Source organism: Trichothermofontia sp. (assembly GCF_053493415.1).
This window is the reverse complement of record NZ_JBRCAD010000010.1, coordinates 34,813-56,273: the sequence shown is the minus strand read 5'-3', so window position 1 is coordinate 56,273 and position 21,461 is coordinate 34,813. Positions and strand designations below refer to the sequence as shown.

Below are 21,461 nucleotides of genomic sequence, written 5' to 3'. Positions count from 1 at the left end.
CTTTACTATGCCTGACCTCATTCTTTTTTGGCATCGTCGCGATCTGCGCCTGACGGATAACTGGGGACTCACCCACGCCTGTCAACGCAGTCCCAAGGTTGTGGGGGTGTTCTGCTTTGATCCCAACCTATTGGAGCAGGATGATATTGCCCCCGTGCGGATTGCCTATCTCCTCGGTTGTCTGCAATCCCTCCAAACTAGCTATCAGGCCCTAGGCAGTCAACTGCTGTTCCTGCAAGCCGATCCCGTGCAGGCCATTCCCGCGATCGCCACGGCCCTCCGGGCTACCCATGTTGCCTGGAATTTGGACGGGGAACCCTACGCCCGATCGCGGGATGCTCAAGTTGCCGCCGCCCTCCAGGCCCAGGGCATTGCCACGCGCCAAACCTGGGATCATTTAATGCACGCTCCTGACACCATTACCACCGCCACCGGGACACCCTACACCGTCTATACCCCCTTCTGGAAAAATTGGTCCAGCCATCCCAAAGCCCCTCCCTGCGATCGCCCGTCATCCCTCCAGGGGCTAACCGCAGCGGAACAGACCCAGGCGGAGCAAGCCAGTTGCTTGACCCAATTGCCCACAGCTAAGGCGTTGGGATTCCCTTGGGAAGGTGACTTACTGATTGAGCCAGGGGAAGCTGCGGCCCAGAGACTACTGGATGATTTTTGCGATCGTGCCCTAACGACCTATGCTGAACAACGGAATTTTCCCGGTGTGGCCGGAACCTCGCAACTGAGTGCGGCGTTGAAATTGGGCGCGATCGGGATTCGGACCCTGTGGCAGGCGGCGAGTGATGTGGCTGCCCAGGCCCGCAGCGATGAAGCCCGGACCAGTATCGAAACCTGGCAAAAAGAACTGGCATGGCGGGAGTTTTATCACCACGCCCTGTACCATTTCCCCGAACTCACCCAAGGCCCCTACAATCGCACCTTTGCCGATTTTCCTTGGGAGAATAACGAGGATTATTTTCAAGCTTGGTGTGAAGGTCGGACGGGATACCCGATCGTTGATGCTGCCATGCGCCAATTGCATGAGACGGGGTGGATGCATAACCGTTGTCGCATGATTGTGGCCAGCTTTTTAACCAAAGATTTGCTGATCGATTGGCAATGGGGAGAAAAATACTTTATGCAACACCTGATTGATGGCGATTTAGCGTCCAATAATGGCGGCTGGCAGTGGAGTGCTTCCTGTGGCATGGACCCGAAACCCTTGCGTATTTTTAATCCCGCCAGTCAGGCCAGCAAATTTGATCCGGAAGCCGACTATATTCGCCAGTGGTTACCGGAATTGCGCGGTGTTGAAACGGAAGCCTTGGTAACCGGGAAGATTGCTCCAGGGGAGTGCGATCGCTGTGGCTACGTGATGCCGATCGTGGATCATCGCCAGCAACAGCAACGGTTCAAAGACCTGTATCAGCAACAAAAAAGTCGCCACGGGTAACCCCATGTCGGAGCAATTGTCACTCTTTTCAGTCCGTGAACAAGCCCTCAGCACCTACCAGTGTCCGACGGAACCTCTCCGCATGGGTGCGGCGGCGCTGCAAGCCTGGAAACAGCGCGTTTTTCAATTCCAACAGCAGGTCCGCCAAACCCCTGTCCTCACCCAAGGCACCCTGTTCACCAGGCAGGAAATTCCCACCGAAAGTACCCCCAAGCCTTGGACGATCGACCCGTTTCAACTGCCCCCTCAAAACACAGAATTTTGGCGGGGCAAATTCGACAGTACGGGGGTAGCGGCCCTGTATTTTGTCATCGATGATGAGTTACCCCTCTTGCTCTATGTGGGAGAAACGATCAAATCCAATCAACGCTGGAAAGGCGAACACGACTGTAAACGCTATCTCCACAATTACCTCGCCGCCCACCGTCCCCACGATTTACCCGTCACCGTCAATATTCGCTTTTGGCCCCATGCCCCCCGCGATCGCCGCGCCCGCCAAAAACTGGAACTGGCCCTCATCGAAAAATGGCGATCGCCCTTCAACAAGGAAAACTGGGAACTGTGGGCCACTCCGTTCGTGGGAGAAACCTAGATTTTGAATTTTGAATCTTGAATTTTAGCGCTATCCTTCCTCTCCGTGCTCGCTTGGTGCCTTGGTGTCTTGGTGTTTACTAACCTGCTCAATCTTTGCTAAATCTTATGTCTGATACTCTCACCATCACCGTCAAACTGTTTGCTGCCTACCAGGAAGCCTATGGCGTGCCGGAATTATCCCTCACCTTTCCTCCAGGGACGCCGGTAGCCGCTGTGCGCGATCGCTTGCTTGCGGAACATCCGGAACTGGAACAATGGCGCAGTGTGACCCGCTTTGGCATTAATTTGCAATTTGTCGAACCAGACACGGTGTTGCAACCAGGGGATGAGGTTGTGCTGATTCCGCCAGTGAGTGGGGGCTGAGTGTCATGCGTGATCCAGATGGCGAAACCGTGGCGGCTCGCTATGCCCACCTGGATGCAGGGGCGAAACAATTGGGATCTGCCCTCAGTGCCCCGTTCATAACCCTTTCCTTTATGGCGTTATGGGTGATTCCGGAACTCAAACTCAGCGATCGAGGTCTTTTTAATAGTCAGGATTTCGAGTTCGTGTCTCTCTTTGTATCGGAATTTCCGGAACCATTGGCTCAAGTCTAAAGGTTTTTTTGAGTTTGATGCCAACTTAGACACGATCGCGTATGCTGAAGCCCTAGTCTAGGGCATTCTAGTAATAGAAACGCATAATCACCCCTACCCATGAGCGACTCCCATGACTCTCAGTTTCTACGACAGCCTGCAACAGTTGGCTGTCACCCAAACCCACCTCCCCCTCAACCGCCGTGAGACCCGCCTGCGCCTGAAGTTGCATCAGGTGATCTGTGCCCTCAGTGGCCAAGATGCCCTCGCTAATCTCCAAGCGATCGGCCAATCTCCCGATGAACAGGTATTTTGGCAAACCTGGACAACGGCGTTTGACAACCGCTTCCTAGATGCCAATGGTTGTCCCAAAGCCGATATTACCGAGATGCTGGATGCGGCCATTTCCCTCTGGGAGTTTCTCCCCACCGATCGTGACGCTGCCCTAGCCGAACTCCTCCGCTACCAGCCGATGGGCTATACACCGGGCAATCCTGATCTGGATGAGTGTGAAGATGACCTAGACATGGATGCTGACATCCCAACGCCCGGCCTTCTGGTGTTTGATCAAACCGTATTAACCAATGCCCTAGCAGAGGCCGCCTTGGCCGAACCCTACCAACAGGCCATTATCCGGATGCTCTACGTGGCCAGCGAAGAAACCCCTGGCGACGACGAACCTATCTTCATGATTCACTACGAACTCCTGTGGTGCATTTTGAGCGGGGTACTGTCTGACCCCAGCCTCACCGCTCAGTGCTTCCAAGTCTTTATCGAACACATTTCACCGGAGGGTAACCTCAAGGGGCAAATTGAAGCCACCTGCACCCTGCCCCAACTGTGTCAAGCCCTGCTCGCTAGCCCCCTACCGGAGCGGGATACCTCGGTGATCGATCGCCTGGAAACCCTCCTCCGCTACACCCGTACCTGAAGCCAACGCCCCCCTCATCCCAACTGGCCAGGAAGTGTGTGTTTCGATGCAGTCTTAGCCTGCGATCGTCAGATATAACTTGAGCTATCTACCCTCAGCGTTACGATCCGTCTCTGGATTCGCCTGGTGGCCGCCCATCCTAGCCGAGTGAAGGGGTTAAGCTGTGAAAGTTGCCTTTGCCACACAAGATCTCGTGCACATCAACGCCCACTTGGGTTGGGCCAGTCGGCTGGTGATCTATGAGGTATCGGCACGGGGCTATCGCTGGCTAGAGACCTGTGAGTTTCCCAGTTATCCAATGACTCCGGGTTACTCCGATCCCCTGGCGACTAAAATTGCCGCGATCGCCGATTGTGCGCTGGTCTATGTGGCAGATATCCGCGATCGGGCGATTGGACGCTTACCCCAAAACCAAATCACCCCCATTCAAGCAATTTCTGATTTGGAAAAAATGACGGATGCCCTCGATCGTCTCTGCATGGTCCTCCAGGGCACCCCACCCCCCTGGTTACACCGCGCGATCCAACGGGACTTGACAGCCCGTCGCCCTGCGGTTAACTACGCTGGGACCGGGCGAGAGGTGTTGGCCTGAGCCAATCTTTCCTCAGCCCGGTTGGGGTTGCCCCCTCCCAAAACTCAGAATTCCCAATTTTATTAAGCTTAAAGAGCGGCCTGACGTTCTAGAATGCCCACTAAAGCGGTTAGGGATTACCGCTCTATGGGCTACTGTCTCAATCCTGACTGCCATCACCCCCACCTTCCGGATGGGAATGCCCGCTTTTGTATGCACTGCGGTGCGCGTTTACTACTGTCCGATCGCTATCGGGCAGTAGCGGCGATCGGACAGGGCGGGTTTGGTCGTACTTTCCGAGCAATCGACGAACATAAGCCCTCTCGCCCCCCCTGTGTCATTAAGCAACTTTACTTAGCCCATCCAACCCAGGGGAACTTTCCCAAAGCGGTGCAACTGTTTCACCAGGAAGCCCAGCGATTGGAACTCTTGGGCACCCATCCCCAAATTCCGGCCCTGTTGGCCTACTTTACCCAGGAGGGCCATTCCTATTTGGTACAGGAATTCATGGCTGGGCAAACCCTCACCCAACACCTACGGCAGCAGGGCGTGTTTACGGAAGCCCAGGTGCGATCGCTCTTACAAAGCCTGTTGCCGGTCCTTCAGTTTGTCCATGCCCACCAAGTAATCCACCGCGATATCAAGCCCGATAACCTGATCTGGCGCGGCGGGGCCATCCCCCCCAGCTCCCAATCGCGGCCCACGGACTGGGTGCTGGTGGACTTTGGGGCAGCGGGGATGGCCCAGGGGCGACCGCGTGCCACCGGCACTAAGATCTATAGCCTGGGCTACAGTGCCCCGGAACAGGAAAGCGGCAAAGCCTGTTTCGCCAGCGATCTTTACAGCCTGGGGGTTACCAGCATTACCCTCCTGACGGGGTGTTGCAATCCCCTCGATCTCTATTCCTATGGGGATGCCACCTGGGTTTGGCGGGATGCCCTCCAGGGTAATCCCGTGAGTGAGGCGCTGGCTCAAGTGCTCGATCGTTTGATTGCTAAACCCATTAAGCACCGTTATGCCACGGCGGAAGCTGTGTTACAGGACTTGGTACAACCAGCCGTGGCCCTGAGCCTGAAGCAGGTCAGTGGCCGATCGCAACCCACCCCAATGGCCACAGTCGGTACCCCCGTGATCGTGCCCCCACCAATCGCCACCCTGGCCCCGCCAAAGCCAACCTCCGCTCTAGCCGGGACTTACCAATGGCTACAGCAATCGGAATTTGAAGTCATTACCGTGGATGCCCAGGGGCAGGTTCGCGCACGGCAATTACGCCAGGCTCGGTTCTTTCGGGAGGCATTAGCACCTGGGGTTGAGTTGGAGATGGTCGAGATCCCTGGGGGCCGCTTTCTTATGGGGGCAACCACGGCCACGAGTAGTGACGCCGAGGCCCAGCCCGCCCACTGGGTGACCCTCCCGGCCTTTTTCATGGGGCGCTTCGCCATTACCCAGGCCCAGTGGAAAGCCCTCATGCCCCAGAATCCGGCCTGGTTCCGCCATCCCGATCACCCGATCGAAACCGTATCCTGGCTAGAAGCCGTCGCCTTTTGTCAGCAGCTCGCGGCCAAAACGGGACGCTTATACCGATTACCCAGCGAGGCCGAATGGGAATATGCCTGTCGGGCCGGGACCGTCACCCCCTTCCACTTCGGGGAGCAGATAACTACCAAGCTGGCCAACTGTTGCGGAGCCTTTAGCTACGATCCAGGACTACGGGGCCAATGCTGCACCCAAACCACCCCCGTCGGGAGTTACCCGCCCAATGCCTTCGGCCTCTACGATATGCACGGCAATGTCAGGGAGTGGTGCCTGGATCATTGGCATCCCAATTATGGGAATGCGCCGACCCAGGGCGAAGCCTGGACAACGCCTGGGGGGGAGCCTGCCACGTCGGTTCCCCACTACCGGGTGCTGCGGGGGGGAGCCTGGAATGCCTATCCCCGCCAGTGTCGATCGATCAGCCGTCATCGCAATGTGGAAACCTTCCGGGGTAATTTTGTTGGGTTCCGAGTGGTTTGTTCGTAGCACGATGGCTGCGGGTGCATCCCACTTTTCTGGTATTTTGCGATCACCTCAATGCCTGCTGAGCCAGTGACGACTTTGCATAGGCCAGTTCACCCAGGACATACGTGGCGTGAATCGCCCGATCGTCCCCCAGCATAATCAGGGCAAAGGTAGCCTCTGCCAAGGCCGCGATCGTCGTGGGGGTCGGGGCGGAATTCCGGAAGGCCATGAGGGGAGTAGCCCGCATATCCACCACAATAAAGTCAGCCGCCTTCCCCACCTCGAAGTTGCCAAGCTGGGTCTGGAGGCCTAGGGCGTGGGCACCGCCCAAGGTTGCTAAATAGAGAGCCTGGAACGGGGTGAGTTTCTGACCGCGCAGTTGGGCTACCTTATAGGCTTCATTGGCAGTTTGAAACATCGAAAAACTGGTGCCCGCCCCGATATCAGTCCCAAAGCCCACCTTGATCGGGGTTGCCGTTGATTTGGCTTGCTCCAGGGGAAACAGACCACTCCCCAGGAACAGGTTCGAGGTTGGGCAAAAGGCGATCGCGGCTTGGGCTGCCGATAGCCGTTGGAATTCAGCCTGGGTCAAATGAATCCCATGCGCAAAGACCGATCGCGGCCCCACTAAACCGGCCCGATCGTAGGCATCTAAATAGCAACAACACTTGGGGAAAAGGGTTTTTATCCAGTCCACCTCATCCCGATTTTCCGAAAGATGGGTATGCAGGTGAACATCAGGATATTCCTGCAAGAGTCGCCCCGCCATCTGCAACTGGGCCTCGCTGGAAGTTCCCGCAAACCGAGGGGTCACGGCGTAGCGCAACCGGCCTTTTTTATGCCATTTTTCAATGAGGGCCTTGGTTTCTTGATAGGACGATTCCGGCGTATCTAACAAAAAATCAGGGGCATTGCGATCCATCATCACCTTCCCAGCGATCATACATAGCCGCCGCCGCTCAGCCGCCGCAAAGAAGGCATCCACCGACTCTGGATGAACCGTAGCAAAAACCAGGGCAGTAGTGGTCCCATTGCGAAGCAATTCATCAAGGAAAAAATCAGCGACTTTTTCGGCATAAGCCCGATCTTTGAACTGGCGTTCCGTGGGGAAGGTATAGGTGGCTAGCCACTCCAGCAATTGTGCACCAAAAGCGGCGATCATCTCCGTTTGGGGGTAATGGATATGAATATCAATAAACCCCGGCAGGATTAACATCCCTGGATAGGCCGTCACCGGGATCGCCGAATAGCGATCGCCCAGTTCCTCATAGGGACCGATGGCCAGAACCCGCCCCTGATCAGTAACCAACAATCCATCTGGGAAAAAACGCACACAATCCGCTTCAGGTGTGTAGAAAGGATCGTCAATAAAATCTAATAAGGATGCTCGATATGCCTGAGGGCCAGATGTTGGGGTAGAAGTGATTGCTGTCATAGGGCTGTCATAGGAAGCATGGATTAACTGGCTTGTTTGACGGACCAATCCGCTGGCTGAGGGCGATCGGAACCCGGGCATTCCCTTTCCCGGGTTTGTTCCACTTCCCCGTGGGCTTTGAGCAGGGTCGCAAATTTCTTACGCATCAACAAGCCTGGTTTATCGGTGAAAATATGTTGCTCCCGGTTAGGACTCAGGGGGACATCGAAATCCGTACTTTCCAGAATTCGCTTGTCCTCCAGGGTAACAGCGCGATCGAAGGCGATGACATCGGCGGCGGGGGTATCGGCTTCCGTATCGTTGCGAACACAAAACTGCACCATTTGGGACATATCATCCGCGATCGGGGTCATCGTATTCACCACAATATGTACCCGACCATTGGGGTAGGCAATTCGCAGTTTGACCGTAAATGGCATGAACCAGGTCATATCCAAAGTACGTACCGTTTCCCCCGTATCCATTTGCAAATTCTGCTGTTGGAGTGCGGGATTAACGACGCCTAAAACCCCATGTACATGTAACCCCCATTCGGTTTCCGTAAACGTCAGACAATCGGGGGTTGTGTGTTCTTCAGTCCCAAAGGTTCCCTGGTGAACAAAGGCCGGATGGGCCAAATCAAACTCATTTTCCATTACCCGCAGGCCAGCGCACTGCCAGGTTTCATAAAACTCATGGATGCTGCGATAGGCTGGGTCTTGCGTCTCTTCAATGTCAGGAATCCCCACCAATGGCTCATCTGCTAAACAAACCCAGGCATAGCCATAGCGTTCGGTACAAGCATAGGCCCGCACGCGATAACTGGGCGCGATCGTACACCCCTTCTGGGGGACCTTCACACAGGTTCCCTGACCGTTAAACTGCCAACCATGATAGGGACAGGTAATCTTTCCCCCATCCACCTTTCCCAGGGAGAGTTTGGCGGAACGGTGGCAACAGCGATCCTCAACCGCACAGGGATGCCCTGCCGCATCCAACCATATCACCAGTGGCTGTCCGAGTAGGACAAATGATTGTGGTCCCCCTTGCAGCGCCGCAACCGGAATCACGGGATACCAAAAGCGACGGAATACAGGTTGTTTGGTAACTAACATAGGCCGATTTTAAATACCTGTTGCTAACGGTTGTTGAGCGAGAGATGCAGACAAGGGACGGGGGGTTAGTGAAAGGGACCTGCAAGAATAACACGGGCCAGGGCCTGGATGACTTCGCTGGCCGGTTCTTGCCGTAGGGCGTCGTACCATTGGCGGGTAACTGCCGGATCTTTGCCATAGATAACATCAGCCCGTTTGCGGGCCTTGAGGACCAGGGCTGCCGTGCGTTCCTGGCGGTCTGCTTGATAGCGCTGGAGGGCATCCGCCACCCCCAGGTTGGTGGTGACTAGGTAATGAGACAGGATTATCGCATCTTCCATTGCCTGACAACCGCCCTGGCCTAAGGTTGGTGTAGAGGCGTGGGCCGCATCCCCTAACAGGGCCACCCGACCTCGCACCCACTGGGGTAGGGGATCAAGATCGTGAATCTCTAGGCGATTGGTTTGCCAGGGATCAAGACGCTCGATCAGCTTGTGGACCGGATCAGGCCACCCGGCGAACACCTGGGCGAGTTCGGCTTGCCGTTGGGACGGCTCTCGGGTCGTGCCCTGCGGCATCGGTGCGCCAAAAAAGTAGTAGAAGCGATCGCCGCCCACGGGCATCATGGCGGCGCGTTTGCCCTCGCCCACGTACAAGACCCAGGTATGGGCATCTCCCAGCGCAGGGCTACCAGCAACCAACCCATTCCAATTCACATAACCGGCATAACGCGGGGTAACTGGCTTGCCCACCACATAGTCGCGTAAAACCGAATGAATCCCATCAGCGGCAATGAGCACATCGGCAGTCACCCGATCGCCCCCGGCCAAGATCGCTGTTACCCCCGCCTCATCTTGCTCAACAGCAATGCATTGCGATTGCAGATGCACCGCCTCAACGCCAAAAGCCTCTAGGAGGAGGTGCTGGAGTTCCGTGCGCGATACGGGATAGGGACGTTGGCCAACCTGGAGAAATAGGGGAGCCAGGTCGATCGCGCTCAAACATTCATCCTGATGGGAACGGTATTCCATCCGCTCCATCTGCCCCCCTATCCGGGCGATCGCCTCACCTAAGCCAAGGTAATTCAGGACTTTCACCCCATTTGACCACAGGGAAATGCCAGCCCCTGCTGGCCGGAGTGCGCTGGCCTTATCGTAGACATCGACCTGATAGCCCAGCCGCCGGAGGGCAATGCCAGTTGTCAGCCCACCAATGCCCGCACCAATAATGACAACTTTTAAGTTGTACATATTTTATTTTTGATAATTTTTGCCGTGTTTACTAGCGCTTGCAGTTGAATGTTGGCTGCTATCAATATGGGTAGTACCTTGATCATCGATCTTGACAGGGGGTATTAGCATACAGCCCTTCCCTCCCTAATGAAGTACTGTCAAGCCTTGTGAACAAGGGGCTTAAGCCCCTTGCCTGTACCTCACCAAGCATGGAAGGGCTGTACTGAATTTAACAAGTTAGCGTTAGGGCACCGCGAAACATACAAATTTTGCCCTCACAAAGAACGTAGTCTCCTCGGTTGGGGGTAGTTAAACTGCCGCAACCGCCAATTCATGGAAGTACCATTTATTTCAGTAAATCCTAAGTATACAGTATGCAAATAAACACTTGCAGGTGTTGTATAGCCGGACTCAGACTGCTGGGCAGACAATGTTTTTCCAGCTTTTGAGGGATAGTCATCTCCCTTACACCAGACGCTTGAGCCAATTGCCTATCCCTTACCGAACCGTCGGACGACTGAAGTCGTTACGACAAACTTCACGATCGTTGATTGTTAGCTGATCGAGCCGCAGCAAGGTTTGGAGGAGGACATTGGCCCCCGCTGTACATTGCTCTGGGGTGGTGTATTCGGCCTCTGCATGGCTCAGCCCTGCCACACTGGGTACAAAAATCATCCCCATCGGGGCAATCCGGGCAATTTCCTGGGCATCATGGCTGGCACGGCTGGGTAAATAGGTATAGCTGAGGGTTAATGCCTCGCAGCTTTGGGCGATCGCCCGCTGAATCGCTGGGTGAGCCAGGGCCGGATCGTTTTTCAGACAAGGGGTGAGGTGGATCTGGGTTTGGGTTTGGACTGCGATCGTTGTTAACTGTTGCTCCAGTTGGGCCACTAACTGATCCAGGTGGGCATTGGCCAGATCCCGCAGATCCACACTCAGGTCCACCTGTCCGGGAATGACATTGGCGGCATTCGGAAAAACATGGAGCATCCCCACCGTAGCCACCTGTTGCCCCGGCGTCTGGCCGATCGCCTGGACCGCCAGCACGACCTGGGCGGCAGCAACCAGGGCATCCTGCCGTAAATCCATTGGGGTGGTCCCCGCATGGTTAGCTCGCCCCGTGATCTGGATTTGATAGCGCCGTTGGCCCACAATCCCCTCAACAATGCCAATCTGCTGACCTTGACTTTCCAGGACGGGTCCCTGCTCCACGTGCAGTTCGACAAACGCGGCTATCCGACCGGGGGGCAAATAGGCTTGTGCGATCTCGTCCCAGTTGCCACCGATCCGCTGGAGACAGGTGCGAATATCTTCGCCATCCGATCGCCGATAATACGCGGGGTCGGGAACCACACTACCCGCGATCGCCTTACTGCCAATCATGCTGCCCTCTTCATCGGTGAAGACAACCACGGCCAGGGAATGCCGTAGGCGGAGCGGCTGTTCGGCCAAAGTGCGGACGGCCTCCAGGGCCGCCAGAACCCCAAAGGCCCCATCGTAGCGCCCTCCGGTGGGGACCGTATCGATATGGGAGCCGGTCATCAGTAGGGGTAAGTCAGGGTTGGTGCCGGGATAGGTGCCGATCAAGTTGCCTGCGGCATCGGTGCGCACGTCCATCCCGGCTGCTGCCATCCAGGCTTGCACCTGGGCACGGGCCTGCAAGTCTTCGGGGGTATAGGCGATCCGGCGCACGCCCCCTCCGGGCAATTGCCCGATCGCGGCTAACTGTTCTACCGACTGGGCCAGCCGCTCGGCGTTGATTCGTAATCCGTCCAGTATTTGCGCCATGGGTCTTCCTAGCTTCAGACTTTCCCGATATTGCTGGCAATTACAGTACCCCGTCTCTAGGCCCCAATAGCGTAGCCAGTAAGACGCCGTGTGGTCTGTCAAGCTGAAGATTAGGGCTGCGGCTAGCTCAGCCCGTTCGCGCCGTGTCCCCCAAGGAGAAACGGATGATTTCCCCGGTCATCCGGCGCTTGCGGGAGGATGTTAGCGCCTCTCCGCACCCCTAAACTTTAGGACTGACCCACTCCTAACCTGGGGGGACGGGCCAGCCGCTTGCCTAGCTAATCGTGCCTTGGCGCATATCTAACCAGTGTTGGCGATATTGGTCAATCGCAGTGGCCCCTAGGGGGTGGAGGAATTCACAGCGTTGGAGCAGGTCCGGGGGGGGCAATTGCAACGATCGCTGTTGTAACTTATTGGGCAGATGGCTGCGATCGGGGGTAGCAACGATCGGGGAGGCGGCACGGGTAATCAGGGCCAGTTGGGCAGCAATATCGGCTTCCCAGCAGAAATTGATCCAGGCATCGGTGAGGGCGGAGTCTACAGCCTGCCCTGGGGGTCGGGACGGACGGACCCAGAGATCGTTCCAAATCGCTGTGCCCGATCGGGGTATCACCACCCGAATGCCCCGATTGTAGTCCAATAGGGGCAAAATTTCGTTGGACCAACCCACCGCCAGCCAGGTATCCCCCAACAACAAGGGTTGGAGGTAGGTGTCCGAGCTATAGAATTTGACCTGCTGGTTCAAAGTGCGCAGGGTCGATCGCAGGTCGGGGATGCGCTCCAAATCCCCCTCATTGTAGGAATAGCCCAGGTGCTTCAGCGCCAGACCAATGACTTCGCGGGGTTGATCCAGGAGCGAAATTCGCTGCCGGAGTTCCGATCGCCAAAGGTCTGCCCAGTCCGTTGGCTCCCAGCCTAGGCGTTGAAAGGCGGCCTCGCGGTAAGCGATCAGGGTGGTACCCCAACGGTAGGGGGCAGCCCAGACTTCGCCGTTGGGCGTGAGCATCCCCTGACGATCGCGGCGCACCAGGGCTTGCCACGGTTCAGGCACCTGGGACCAGTGGGACCAATGCTGGGGTTGGAGGGGTTGGATTAACCCTTGCCGAATCGCGGGCGTAAGCCAGTAATCTCCTAGAGTAACCAGATCGGCGGGATGGCCGGTAGGCCGTCGGGGTCCGAATCGCAGCCAAGCGGGTGAAGGGGGCGGCTGGGAGGTCTGGGATTGGGCCTGACGTTGCCATTGCTGGAGTTGGTTAAACAAGGTAGCCAATTGGGAGACCGGCGTCAATTGCAAATGGGGACGTTGCTCCACCAGTTGCGCCGCATAGCGCTGAAAGCGATCGGGCAATTGGGCTGGCAGTGACCCTTTCAATGCCTGGACGGTCAATGGGGTATTGGCACCGCCCTGACAGCCACTGAGGCCCTGTTGCAACATCACCCCCGTCGCGGCGAGAAGGAAGTCCCGTCGTCGCATGATCCTAGGCACTCACCTGGCGATTTTCGAGGCCAAACCCCACCAAAGTGATGAGCGTGGGTGGCCGCTCTGGCTCGCTGGGTCGCTCGTAGGTGACGATCGTCCGGAGGCGGGTCTGGCTATCGATGAAGCGCATTTGATCCACCGCCACCGATCGCCGGTAGTAGGTCGTCATCTCCAAGGTCTGGCGTGTGGGTTGGTAGGTGAAGCGTCCCGTAATGGCACCCGTTTCAGAATAGCCCTGATCGCGTAGATAAAACCCTTGTAGCCATTCATCCCCCCCCATCTTGGGAATCTGGGCAGTGAGGGGTAATGGCGGTAAAGCCGCCTCTAGGGGCTGGGGCTGAACATAGATCGCCGGGATAAACAGGGCTTGGAGACTCATAGAGACTTCTTCCCCGGTTTCCGATGTGGTCTCAAAGGCGATCGCGAACCCAGGGCAATGGGTTGCTATCTGTTCCATACTCGCCGTCAACCGGGATTGAATGGGGTCGTTCACCGCCAAGAGGGTTTGTTTTGCAGCTAAATTGAGGGCCGTCACGCGAAACTCCGTATAGGACCGTTCACTTCCCCCTTGTTGAGTAAAGTGATAAATTCGTTCGGTTTTCCAGGTACCGGTACAGGCAGCAAAAAACTCTTGAAAACTGAGCATGGCGAGGGGGATGGTTAACGGTAGGTAGCTTGACTGAAATCGCTTTGCAATCGGGATCGAGGGTAGGGTATCTCTAAAGGTATATCTTGGGCGGCCCTCACCTTTATTAGCTGGCGATCACCTCCGTATCCGCCGTGCCTCTGTGGCGAACAGGAAACCACGGAGACACGGAGGGTCCAGAGAAAATCCTGACAACCTGGGAACAAAGGGCTAGGATTTAACTGACTTCAGGTAGTTCAACATGGTATCCACGTCGGAGACTTCAAAGGGATCTTCGGGACAGTTATCACTAAAGCCCGGTTCCATGAAAACCTTCTCGATCTGGCAATCGTTAACAACCATTGAATAGCGCCAAGAGCGGGGACCAAAGCCTAGGTTCTCCTTGTCCACTAGCATCCCTAACTTGCGGGTGAATTCGCCATTCCCATCGGGCAGCATAAAGACATTCTTGATGTCTAAATTTTTGGCCCATTGGAACATGACAAAGGCGTCATTTACTGACAGGCAAATGACCTCATCAATCCCAAGGGCTTTGATTTCATCATATTTGCGATCGTAACCGGGCAGATGGGTGGAAGAACAGGTGGGGGTGAAGGCACCGGGCAGGGCAAAGAGAACAATGCGCTTACCACCAAAAATTTCCTGGGTGGTACGGTCCTGCCACCGAAAGGGATTGGGACCTTCAACGGATTCGTCGCGGACGCGGGTTTTAAAGACAACATCAGGAATCCGATCAAGTACCGCTGGCATGAAATACCTCCACAATCATTCGTAATCAGCGTGTCTAGAGGCGGATAACGACCCTGGCTAGGGCGGGGCGGGTGGAACCCCACTGCGGGGGCTAAGTTCCCCAGGACCGTAGCCAGTCAGGGATGCTGATCTCTAGACTGTCTTGAGTCTAGCGGGTTTTGGCCAGCCTCGGTGCTAGGCGAGGGGCAAGGAAAACCGAAAGGTGCTGCCCTGCCCCAATTGGCTTTCGACGACGATCGTCCCCCCCTGTAATTCCACCAGGCGTTTGGAAATGGCTAACCCAATGCCCGTGCCGCCGGAGTCCCGATTCCGGGAACGATCGGCCCGCCAGAAGCGCTCAAACACATGGGGCAGATCCTCAGGGGCAATCCCCTGCCCCGTATCAGTCACCGCAATCCAGGCCAGACGCGTCGGCCCCATCTCCACCCAGGCTTGGACGGTAATGCTGCCCGTGGCGGTATAGCGTAGGGCATTGCCCAGCAGGTTAATGAGGATCTGCTCAACCCGTTCCGGATCGGCCAGAATGAGGGGCAGGTCGGGAAAACACTTCAGTTGCAAGCTGGGACCCCCATCCGGGATCTGATCGGCGAACTTAGCCGTCACCTTGGTCAACAGGTGGGCAAGCGAAAAAGGCTGGGTGTGGATCGGTAGGTAACCCGCTTCAGCCTTAGAGAGTTCTTGCAAATCGTTGACGAGCCGTCGCAGACGGGTAGTCTCATTGGCCAGCCGGAGGTAGATTTCAGGACTGGGCGTGATCGTGCCATCCGCTAATCCTTCCAAATACCCCTCCAGGACCGTGAGTGGGGTACGCAGTTCATGGGTGAGATCGCTCACCAAATCCCGGCGGCGCTGCTCTACCCCTTCCAGGGTGGTGGCCATACGGTTAAAGCTAACGGCTAAGCGGTTTAGTTCCGGAATTTGGTAGGCGGGTACCCGTGCTGCCAGTTCGCCCTTGGCAACCTTGCGGGTAATTTCCTCCATCTGTTGCAGGGGCTTGCCAATCCAGCGGGCCGCGAGGTAGCTCATGAGGCCAGCCGTCCCGCCGCCGACAATGACTGACCACAAGGCTCCGCGACTCCAGGCCGTTTGAAAAATCTCAACCAACCGGGGCCGAACGACGCTGAAGTTAAATCCCAACCCTTCCAACCGCACTAATTCCCAAATCAGTAGTTTGGGCGTATAGAGCTTACCAATCATGAGTAGGGTACTTAACCCCACAACCATGACCGCCATGTGGGACAGGAATAACCGAACACGCAACTTAACTTTAGGCATATCTGCATTGTAGTCGCTCTGGGTGAACCAACCGCGATTGGGCTAGACTAGAAAGCTTGCAAATATCAGCAAACAACCCTTTTAATTAACTAAGATATACAGCTACTGCATCGATCATTAGAATCGACTATCTGCGTAGTATTTGAAAAATTAATTCTTGCCAGTGGCTCGGTGTGTAGTGATACTCTTAGAGGGTGTTTAAAAGGTCCAGAAACCAGTCGTTTTGGCGACTTCAGTCGCCAAAATAAACGCAAAGTAACACTTAGGACAGCCAAACGTCGAGGTTCGTAGTCGCGGTTTTAACCGCGATCCCCCTTTTAAAACAGCCTCTCAATCGTCAAAGTATCCATCACTGAACTCCGCGAAACCGCCCCTATATTAATCGTCTTGCAAAGAAATCCATCCTCAAAACTTGCTCTGCCCTAACCGCTCAGCGACTAGACTAGGAGGTAGATGGATTGTAAGGAGACAGTATGACGACTCCCCAGACTGCGCGGGAAGTATTCCGGGCCGCCTACGAAAATCGATATACCTGGGACACGGACTTTCCTGGCTTCCGGGCGGATGTGACCCTCACCCAGGGGGATACGACCCATCACGGACAAGTCCAGGTCAATCCTGATTTCACGATCGCAGTCAGTGGTATTACCGCTGAGGATATTAAGGCTAACCTGGAGGCCCGCCTACGGGATTTGGTCACCCATCGGCGGCGATCGTCCTTTGAGCAAGCCCACGGCAAAAATACCTTCAGCTTTGGGCAAACCGAGGCCGACGGCACCGTTGAAATTCTCGTCCAGGGTGAGGCAATGGGGTCCCACTATCGGGTGCGTGATCGCCAAATTGTTTTGGTTCACCGGGTGATGGGCCAGATGGCCTTTACGATCAACCATCACGCAAGCCTGCAAACCCCCCAGGGGTATGCGGCCACCCGCTATGACGCTGTCTTTAGCCATCCTGAAACCCAAAAAGTCTTGCGTTTGGCTAGCTTTGAAGATACCTACGAACCCGTCGATGGCTACTATCTCATGACCCGCCAGGTGGTCCATACCCAAGAGCCGGGGCAAGACCCCACCTCAATCACCTTTGCCTTCAGCAATATCCAATTACTCAGCCCGATCGCGGTTTAGTGGTAGCCCGCTAACGCCTGCTTCACCCAGGGGCTAGGCGCGATCGTTGGGGGGGGCGATCGGTGCGGCGATCGGCATCAGTTGGGCCAGTTGCATCCCCCGCACAGAATTCACCAGGTAAATCTGGCTACAGTGGGCTAGGTCATCGCGGGATAGGGTGCGTTCCCGTACCTTGCCCTGCTGCAACAACCAGGTCCGCAAGGTTCCGGGCAGCAGTCCCGACTGGACGGGAGGAGTATACCACTGGTCCCCTAATCCAACCACCAGGTTCGCTCGGCAGGATTCCGTGACTTCTCCCCGCTGATTCCACAGGAGGACATCATCCCACTGGGGGCAGGCCCGTTGGGCGCTTTCATAAACCGTGCGCTGGGTGGTTTTGTGATACAAAAAAACGTTCTGGGGGTCGATCGGCATCGGGGCAAAGCCGACCTGTAGAGGACGATCGCTGGCTGGTGTAGATAAAACCGTTGCTTCTTCCGATATCACGCCCGATCGCGCCACCCGCAGGCGAATCTTGTGGGGAGTTGGGGGCAGCGATCGCGTTAAGGCATTGAGCGACGCGCGCACTTGATCTAGATTGAGGGGAAAATCAAAATAACGGGCTGATTGCTGGAGCCGTTGCAGGTGCAAATCCAGCAGGAAATAGCCAGTTGCCGGGTCCCAACGCAAAGATTCTAACAGCTCGAACGGTGGATAAGGGGGCTGCAATACTTGCGTTTTAGTACTACATTCTTGCCACTCGCTGGTGACCTCAGAATCCCACACAATACCCCCACCTGTACCGTACTCAGCCTGTTGCTGCTCCTTATTGATTAAGACTGTCCGGATCGCCACATTAAACTGGGCAAAGTGCTGGGGGGCGACCATCCCGATCGTGCCGGTATAAATCCGGCGGGGTGAGGCTTCTAAGTCGGCAATAATCTGCATTGTTCGGATTTTGGGCGCACCGGTAATGGAGGCACAGGGAAACAGCGATCGCACAACCTCCACCCAACTAGCATCGGTTAACGCCTGGACCGTTGAGGTCATTTGCCAAAGGGTGGGATATTGCTCGATCGCGAACAGGTCTGTCACGTGGACCGTGCCCAGTCGCGCAATCCGCCCCAGATCGTTGCGAATCATATCGACAATCATGACATTTTCGGCCTGGTTTTTGACCGAGGCCCGGAGGGCTGCCGCCGCCTGGTGATCGTCGTGATCACTTAATCCCCGGCCAGCCGTGCCTTTCATAGGACGGCAGGTAAGGGTGCGATCGTGAAGCTGAAAAAAGAGTTCGGGTGAAGCACAACAAATTGCCCAATCATCCAGATTGAGAAAGGCACCATAGCGACAGTTCTGGGCCTGGATTAACTGCTGGAAATAGGCCCAAGGATCGGCAGTAAAGCGCGATCGCAGCCGCAGGGAAAAGTTAACCTGATAGGTATCGCCCTGGGCAATATGGTGCTTAATTCGGGCAAAGGCGTGCTGGTAAGCCGCCGGGGTGATCGTAGCTGACCAGGCTGGAGGCATCACCGGAGCGGTGGGCATCGCGGGTAAGTGAATCGTTTGAGGAGCTGAGTAAACGCCAAACCAGGCGCGGGGAAAATCCACGTCCGGCTGTACAACAAAACTGGGATCAAAGGCGGGGGCTGCTTCATAACTGAGCCACCCAACCGCATAGTAGCCCTGGCGATCGACGGCCTGTTGGACCGCTTCTAAAACGGAGCTCACCTCAGCCAAATGGGTTGCGACCAAAACCGCCACAGGGCGTGAGAAATAGAGCCAATGTTGAGCCTGGGCATCATAGAGAACAGCCTCATTCGTGGCAATCACGTTCGGCGTGAGAAGAGAGGGCAGGAGAGAATTGGCAGCAATCGAAGCAGTCACAAGGCTAGCACCCACTATGATCAATTTAACTGGACTGAACTGGACCTCACTGGACCAGGCTAGGGGGCACTGGGTCGCGGTCGATCGTGCCACAACCCTGCGTTCGCGTAGCATCTCCCTCGGAGAACCGGTCGATTCATAGATCTTTGCATGAGATAGTTTGACGCCAAACACCCATGACCAACGTATCTGACGTAGCCAATCTGCGCCAACATGCACCCGCCACCCAACGCAACCGGGACCCCATTCTAGCGGTTCCCCAGGACGTTCTACCTCCCAGCGGTACGGTGTTAGAGGTGTCGAGTGGGACGGGGGAACATGCCATGTTTTTTGCACCCCGTCTAGCCCCGCGTGGGTGGCTCCCTTCTGATCCCAGTCCTTTGGCTCGTGCCAGTATTGCCGCCTGGCGAGAGCATTACCCAGCGGCCAATTTGTATCCCCCGATCGCCCTGGATGCCGAGGCGGCGTGCTGGCCAGTAGAGCAGTCGCCGCTACCTGATGCGTTACAAGGGTTGGATCTACAACAGCAGCCCATTCGGGCGATCGTGAATATCAACATGATTCACATTGCCCCGTGGTCCGCCTGTTTGGGTCTACTTGCCGGCGCAGCACGCATCCTGCCGGTAGGTGGCATTCTTTACCTGTACGGTCCTTTCATGCAGGGGGGACGCCACACGGCCCCTAGTAATGCCGAGTTTGATGCCAATCTCCGCGCCAGAAACCGGGATTGGGGGGTCCGCGATCTTGACGCGGTGACGGCGATGGCCGCGACCCACCAGTTTTCCCTGCGCCAAACGGTCCCGATGCCAGCGAATAATCTGTCGGTCATTTTTGAGCGGACCGCGATCGGGTTGGCGGAATAGCTTCTTTGTACTATTATAGCCGCAGGCTGGATGGGGTTACGCGGGCGGGTCGATGAAGATGATGGCTTGCTCCCGATGCGGGCGGGCCGATGCGGTTGATGGCTTGCTCCCGATGGAGGCGGGTCGATACAGACAATGGGTTGGCCAATAAGAGGTGGGTGCGACCCGCCCCTACAGAATCCTTGGGCAACAGGGGGGTGGAATGTGAGTCAATGAGGTCAATGGGTTGGCCAATAAGAGGCTGGTGCGACCCGCCCCTACAGAATTCTTGGGCAACAGGGGGGTGGAATGTGATCGGAGGATGGGGATATATAACGGCGATCCTGACATAATCACGACTAGTGATCGGTTTAGGATGATTGGTTTAGGAACAAGGGAATCACGATCGTGCCGTCTAATGCACTTGACAGACTCGAACTCGATTCAACGCAAACTGGGGACTATGGTCGGCCTGAGATTAATCAACTGCGCTTAGAAGACCGGATGGTGCATGATTGGTATCGGTTTGTGCTGTCGTTCCCTCCCCATCTGGTGCAAACCTATTTGAACAGATTTGCCATTCGTGCCAATCAACAAGTTCTTGACCCCTTTTGTGGTACGGGAACAACGGTGGTTGAGTGCCAAAAACTGGGGATTCCCAGCGTGGGCATTGAGGCCAATCCAATGGCCTGCTTTGCCGGATCTGTGAAACTGGATTGGACACCGGAACCCGATGCCTTGCTGGCGATCGCCCAAGACACTGCGCTCACCGCCACCGCTCTCATGGCAGAATCTGCCACCCTACGCTGCTTATCCCCTGCCTGCGAAGAACTGCTCCTGAAGAATTCAATCAGCCCCCTGCCCCTTCATAAAACCCTGATCCTTCTAGATGCGATCGCACAGCATCCGCCTCCGGGAAATACCCGCCATCTCAAGCTCGCCCTGGCAAAAGCGCTGGTCACCACGATCAGTAATCTGCGCTTTGGGCCAGAGGTGGGGGTAGGGAAATTAAAAGAAGATGCGCCCGTGATTGAAGCTTGGCTCCAGGAAGTCAGCACGATCGCCCAGGACTTAAGACAATTGCAAGGGCTAAAGGCGGTTCCCAGCCAGATTCATGCGGCAGATGCCCGCCAAATCCAAGCGATCCTCCCGCCCCAAGCGATCGATGCCGTCATTACTTCTCCCCCGTATCCGAACGAGAAGGATTACACCCGCACAACCCGCCTCGAATCGGTCTTATTAGGCTTTATTAAAACCAAGGCGGATTTGCGCACCTTCAAGGAACGTTTGATTCGCTCTAATAGCCGCAATGTGTATAAATTAGACACCGACGATCGCTGGGTCAGTCGGCATCCCGGTATCCAAACAATCGCCCAGGAAATTGAAGCTCGACGGATTGAATTGGGTAAAACAAGTGGGTTTGAGCGCTCCTACCACCGGGCGGTAAAACTATACTTTGGGGGGATGGCGAAACATTTAGCCGATTTGCGCCCTGTCTTACGGGCCGGTGCCCAACTGGCCTATGTGGTCGGTGATCAACGCTCCTATTTACGGGTCATGATTCGGACGGGTCAACTCCTCGCAGAACTAGCAGAAGGACTCGGCTATGAGGTGCTGGGCATTGACCTTTTCCGTACCCGTGCTGCGACTGTAACCAAGGAACAGGTCAGGGAAGAGGTGGTTTTACTCCGTTGGCCAGGGCAATGGCCCGATCGTCCCTATCCCTTTAGTGATGACCCCTTTTGCTAGTGGTGCGATCGCGACAGTCCTCAATGTCCCCAATGTCCATATAGACATCCTGGGAAGCATCGATAAAGTAACTTGTTTG

General features: G+C 56.0%; 19 protein-coding genes. 10 read left to right on the top strand and 9 right to left on the bottom strand.

All coding sequences use genetic code 11. The features are described from left to right. Nucleotides 1–7 precede the first annotated feature (7 nt). The 7 genes from ACWIUF_RS01065 (at nt 8) to ACWIUF_RS01035 (ending at nt 6,140) form a co-directional block, all read left to right on the top strand. Nucleotides 8–1,447 carry an FAD-binding domain-containing protein gene (locus tag ACWIUF_RS01065; protein ID WP_448570321.1) on the top strand — a complete coding sequence of 480 codons (1,440 nt, stop codon included), beginning with the start codon at nt 8–10 and terminating at the stop codon, nt 1,445–1,447. A 4-nt stretch (nt 1,448–1,451) separates the two neighbouring features. Continuing rightward, nucleotides 1,452–2,039: a GIY-YIG nuclease family protein gene (locus ACWIUF_RS01060; protein ID WP_448570320.1), complete on the top strand. Its 588-nt coding sequence runs from the start codon at nt 1,452–1,454 to the stop codon at nt 2,037–2,039. Between the two features lie 107 nt (nt 2,040–2,146). Then, nucleotides 2,147–2,404 carry a MoaD/ThiS family protein gene (locus ACWIUF_RS01055; RefSeq protein ID WP_448570319.1) on the top strand — a complete coding sequence of 86 codons (258 nt, stop codon included), beginning with the start codon at nt 2,147–2,149 and terminating at the stop codon, nt 2,402–2,404. A 5-nt stretch (nt 2,405–2,409) separates the two neighbouring features. Then, nucleotides 2,410–2,637 (top strand): adenine deaminase C-terminal domain-containing protein, encoded by a 228-nt coding sequence (locus ACWIUF_RS01050; RefSeq protein WP_448570318.1) that lies wholly within the window; start codon nt 2,410–2,412, stop codon nt 2,635–2,637. Between the two features lie 112 nt (nt 2,638–2,749). Further along, nucleotides 2,750–3,547, top strand: coding sequence for a hypothetical protein (locus ACWIUF_RS01045; protein ID WP_448570317.1), 798 nt, complete (start codon nt 2,750–2,752; stop codon nt 3,545–3,547). A gap of 163 nt (nt 3,548–3,710) precedes the next feature. Continuing rightward, a complete protein-coding gene (locus ACWIUF_RS01040; RefSeq protein WP_448570316.1) occupies nt 3,711–4,139 on the top strand; it encodes a NifB/NifX family molybdenum-iron cluster-binding protein in 429 nt (142 codons plus the stop codon). A 126-nt stretch (nt 4,140–4,265) separates the two neighbouring features. Continuing rightward, nucleotides 4,266–6,140: an SUMF1/EgtB/PvdO family nonheme iron enzyme gene (locus ACWIUF_RS01035; RefSeq protein ID WP_448570315.1), complete on the top strand. Its 1,875-nt coding sequence runs from the start codon at nt 4,266–4,268 to the stop codon at nt 6,138–6,140. Nucleotides 6,141–6,183: 43 nt separating this feature from the next. Here the strand turns inward: ACWIUF_RS01035 and guaD are convergent, their stop codons facing one another. The 8 genes from guaD to ACWIUF_RS00995 all read right to left on the bottom strand — a co-directional run bounded on the left by guaD (nt 6,184) and on the right by ACWIUF_RS00995 (nt 15,798). Next, the gene (guaD, locus tag ACWIUF_RS01030; RefSeq protein ID WP_448570314.1) at nt 6,184–7,554 is read right to left on the bottom strand and encodes a guanine deaminase; all 1,371 of its coding nucleotides are present in this window, start codon (nt 7,552–7,554) and stop codon (nt 6,184–6,186) included. 23 nt (nt 7,555–7,577) lie between these two features. After that, a complete protein-coding gene (locus ACWIUF_RS01025; protein ID WP_448570313.1) occupies nt 7,578–8,648 on the bottom strand; it encodes an aromatic ring-hydroxylating dioxygenase subunit alpha in 1,071 nt (356 codons plus the stop codon). A 65-nt stretch (nt 8,649–8,713) separates the two neighbouring features. Beyond that, complete coding sequence (gene hpxO / locus ACWIUF_RS01020) at nt 8,714–9,877, bottom strand: FAD-dependent urate hydroxylase HpxO (RefSeq protein WP_448570312.1); 1,164 nt, start codon at nt 9,875–9,877, stop codon at nt 8,714–8,716. 480 nt (nt 9,878–10,357) lie between these two features. Next, on the bottom strand, nt 10,358–11,647 hold the full coding sequence (locus ACWIUF_RS01015) for an allantoate amidohydrolase (protein ID WP_448570311.1): 1,290 nt from the start codon (nt 11,645–11,647) through the stop codon (nt 10,358–10,360). 274 nt (nt 11,648–11,921) lie between these two features. After that, nucleotides 11,922–13,121 carry an extracellular solute-binding protein gene (locus tag ACWIUF_RS01010; RefSeq protein WP_448570310.1) on the bottom strand — a complete coding sequence of 400 codons (1,200 nt, stop codon included), beginning with the start codon at nt 13,119–13,121 and terminating at the stop codon, nt 11,922–11,924. 4 nt (nt 13,122–13,125) lie between these two features. Then, nucleotides 13,126–13,773 (bottom strand): phycobiliprotein lyase, encoded by a 648-nt coding sequence (locus tag ACWIUF_RS01005; protein ID WP_448570309.1) that lies wholly within the window; start codon nt 13,771–13,773, stop codon nt 13,126–13,128. A 210-nt stretch (nt 13,774–13,983) separates the two neighbouring features. Further along, nucleotides 13,984–14,523, bottom strand: coding sequence for a redoxin family protein (locus ACWIUF_RS01000; protein ID WP_448570308.1), 540 nt, complete (start codon nt 14,521–14,523; stop codon nt 13,984–13,986). A gap of 174 nt (nt 14,524–14,697) precedes the next feature. Beyond that, a complete protein-coding gene (locus tag ACWIUF_RS00995) occupies nt 14,698–15,798 on the bottom strand; it encodes a sensor histidine kinase (protein WP_448570307.1) in 1,101 nt (366 codons plus the stop codon). A 473-nt stretch (nt 15,799–16,271) separates the two neighbouring features. Between ACWIUF_RS00995 and ACWIUF_RS00990 the strand changes: the two genes are divergently transcribed. Then, nucleotides 16,272–16,925: a DUF3386 domain-containing protein gene (locus ACWIUF_RS00990; RefSeq protein ID WP_448570306.1), complete on the top strand. Its 654-nt coding sequence runs from the start codon at nt 16,272–16,274 to the stop codon at nt 16,923–16,925. Nucleotides 16,926–16,958: 33 nt separating this feature from the next. Here the strand turns inward: ACWIUF_RS00990 and pabB are convergent, their stop codons facing one another. Then, a complete protein-coding gene (gene pabB, locus ACWIUF_RS00985; protein WP_448570305.1) occupies nt 16,959–18,791 on the bottom strand; it encodes an aminodeoxychorismate synthase component I in 1,833 nt (610 codons plus the stop codon). Nucleotides 18,792–18,967: 176 nt separating this feature from the next. On the opposite strand from pabB, the gene ACWIUF_RS00980 reads away from it, so the two are divergent. Further along, nucleotides 18,968–19,654, top strand: coding sequence for a DUF938 domain-containing protein (locus tag ACWIUF_RS00980; RefSeq protein ID WP_448570304.1), 687 nt, complete (start codon nt 18,968–18,970; stop codon nt 19,652–19,654). Nucleotides 19,655–20,041: 387 nt separating this feature from the next. Continuing rightward, nucleotides 20,042–21,382, top strand: a complete 1,341-nt coding sequence (locus tag ACWIUF_RS00975) for a DNA methyltransferase (RefSeq protein WP_448570303.1) — start codon at nt 20,042–20,044, stop codon at nt 21,380–21,382. The last annotated feature ends 79 nt before the right edge of the window (nt 21,383–21,461 follow it).

Bases quoted from the DNA above. Each gene is read 5' to 3' on its own strand.
- ACWIUF_RS01015 (WP_448570311.1), bottom strand. From the start codon at position 11,647: ATGGCGCAAATACTGGACGGATTACGAATCAACGCCGAGCGGCTGGCC.
- ACWIUF_RS00990 (WP_448570306.1), top strand. From the start codon at position 16,272: ATGACGACTCCCCAGACTGCGCGGGAAGTATTCCGGGCCGCCTACGAA.
- ACWIUF_RS01065 (WP_448570321.1), top strand. From the start codon at position 8: ATGCCTGACCTCATTCTTTTTTGGCATCGTCGCGATCTGCGCCTGACG.
- ACWIUF_RS01005 (WP_448570309.1), bottom strand. From the start codon at position 13,773: ATGCTCAGTTTTCAAGAGTTTTTTGCTGCCTGTACCGGTACCTGGAAA.
- ACWIUF_RS01035 (WP_448570315.1), top strand. From the start codon at position 4,266: ATGGGCTACTGTCTCAATCCTGACTGCCATCACCCCCACCTTCCGGAT.
- hpxO (WP_448570312.1), bottom strand. From the start codon at position 9,877: ATGTACAACTTAAAAGTTGTCATTATTGGTGCGGGCATTGGTGGGCTG.
- ACWIUF_RS00995 (WP_448570307.1), bottom strand. From the start codon at position 15,798: ATGCCTAAAGTTAAGTTGCGTGTTCGGTTATTCCTGTCCCACATGGCG.
- guaD (WP_448570314.1), bottom strand. From the start codon at position 7,554: ATGACAGCAATCACTTCTACCCCAACATCTGGCCCTCAGGCATATCGA.
- ACWIUF_RS01010 (WP_448570310.1), bottom strand. From the start codon at position 13,121: ATGCGACGACGGGACTTCCTTCTCGCCGCGACGGGGGTGATGTTGCAA.
- ACWIUF_RS01055 (WP_448570319.1), top strand. From the start codon at position 2,147: ATGTCTGATACTCTCACCATCACCGTCAAACTGTTTGCTGCCTACCAG.
- ACWIUF_RS01045 (WP_448570317.1), top strand. From the start codon at position 2,750: ATGACTCTCAGTTTCTACGACAGCCTGCAACAGTTGGCTGTCACCCAA.
- ACWIUF_RS01000 (WP_448570308.1), bottom strand. From the start codon at position 14,523: ATGCCAGCGGTACTTGATCGGATTCCTGATGTTGTCTTTAAAACCCGC.
- ACWIUF_RS01025 (WP_448570313.1), bottom strand. From the start codon at position 8,648: ATGTTAGTTACCAAACAACCTGTATTCCGTCGCTTTTGGTATCCCGTG.
- ACWIUF_RS00980 (WP_448570304.1), top strand. From the start codon at position 18,968: ATGACCAACGTATCTGACGTAGCCAATCTGCGCCAACATGCACCCGCC.
- ACWIUF_RS01050 (WP_448570318.1), top strand. From the start codon at position 2,410: ATGCGTGATCCAGATGGCGAAACCGTGGCGGCTCGCTATGCCCACCTG.
- ACWIUF_RS01060 (WP_448570320.1), top strand. From the start codon at position 1,452: ATGTCGGAGCAATTGTCACTCTTTTCAGTCCGTGAACAAGCCCTCAGC.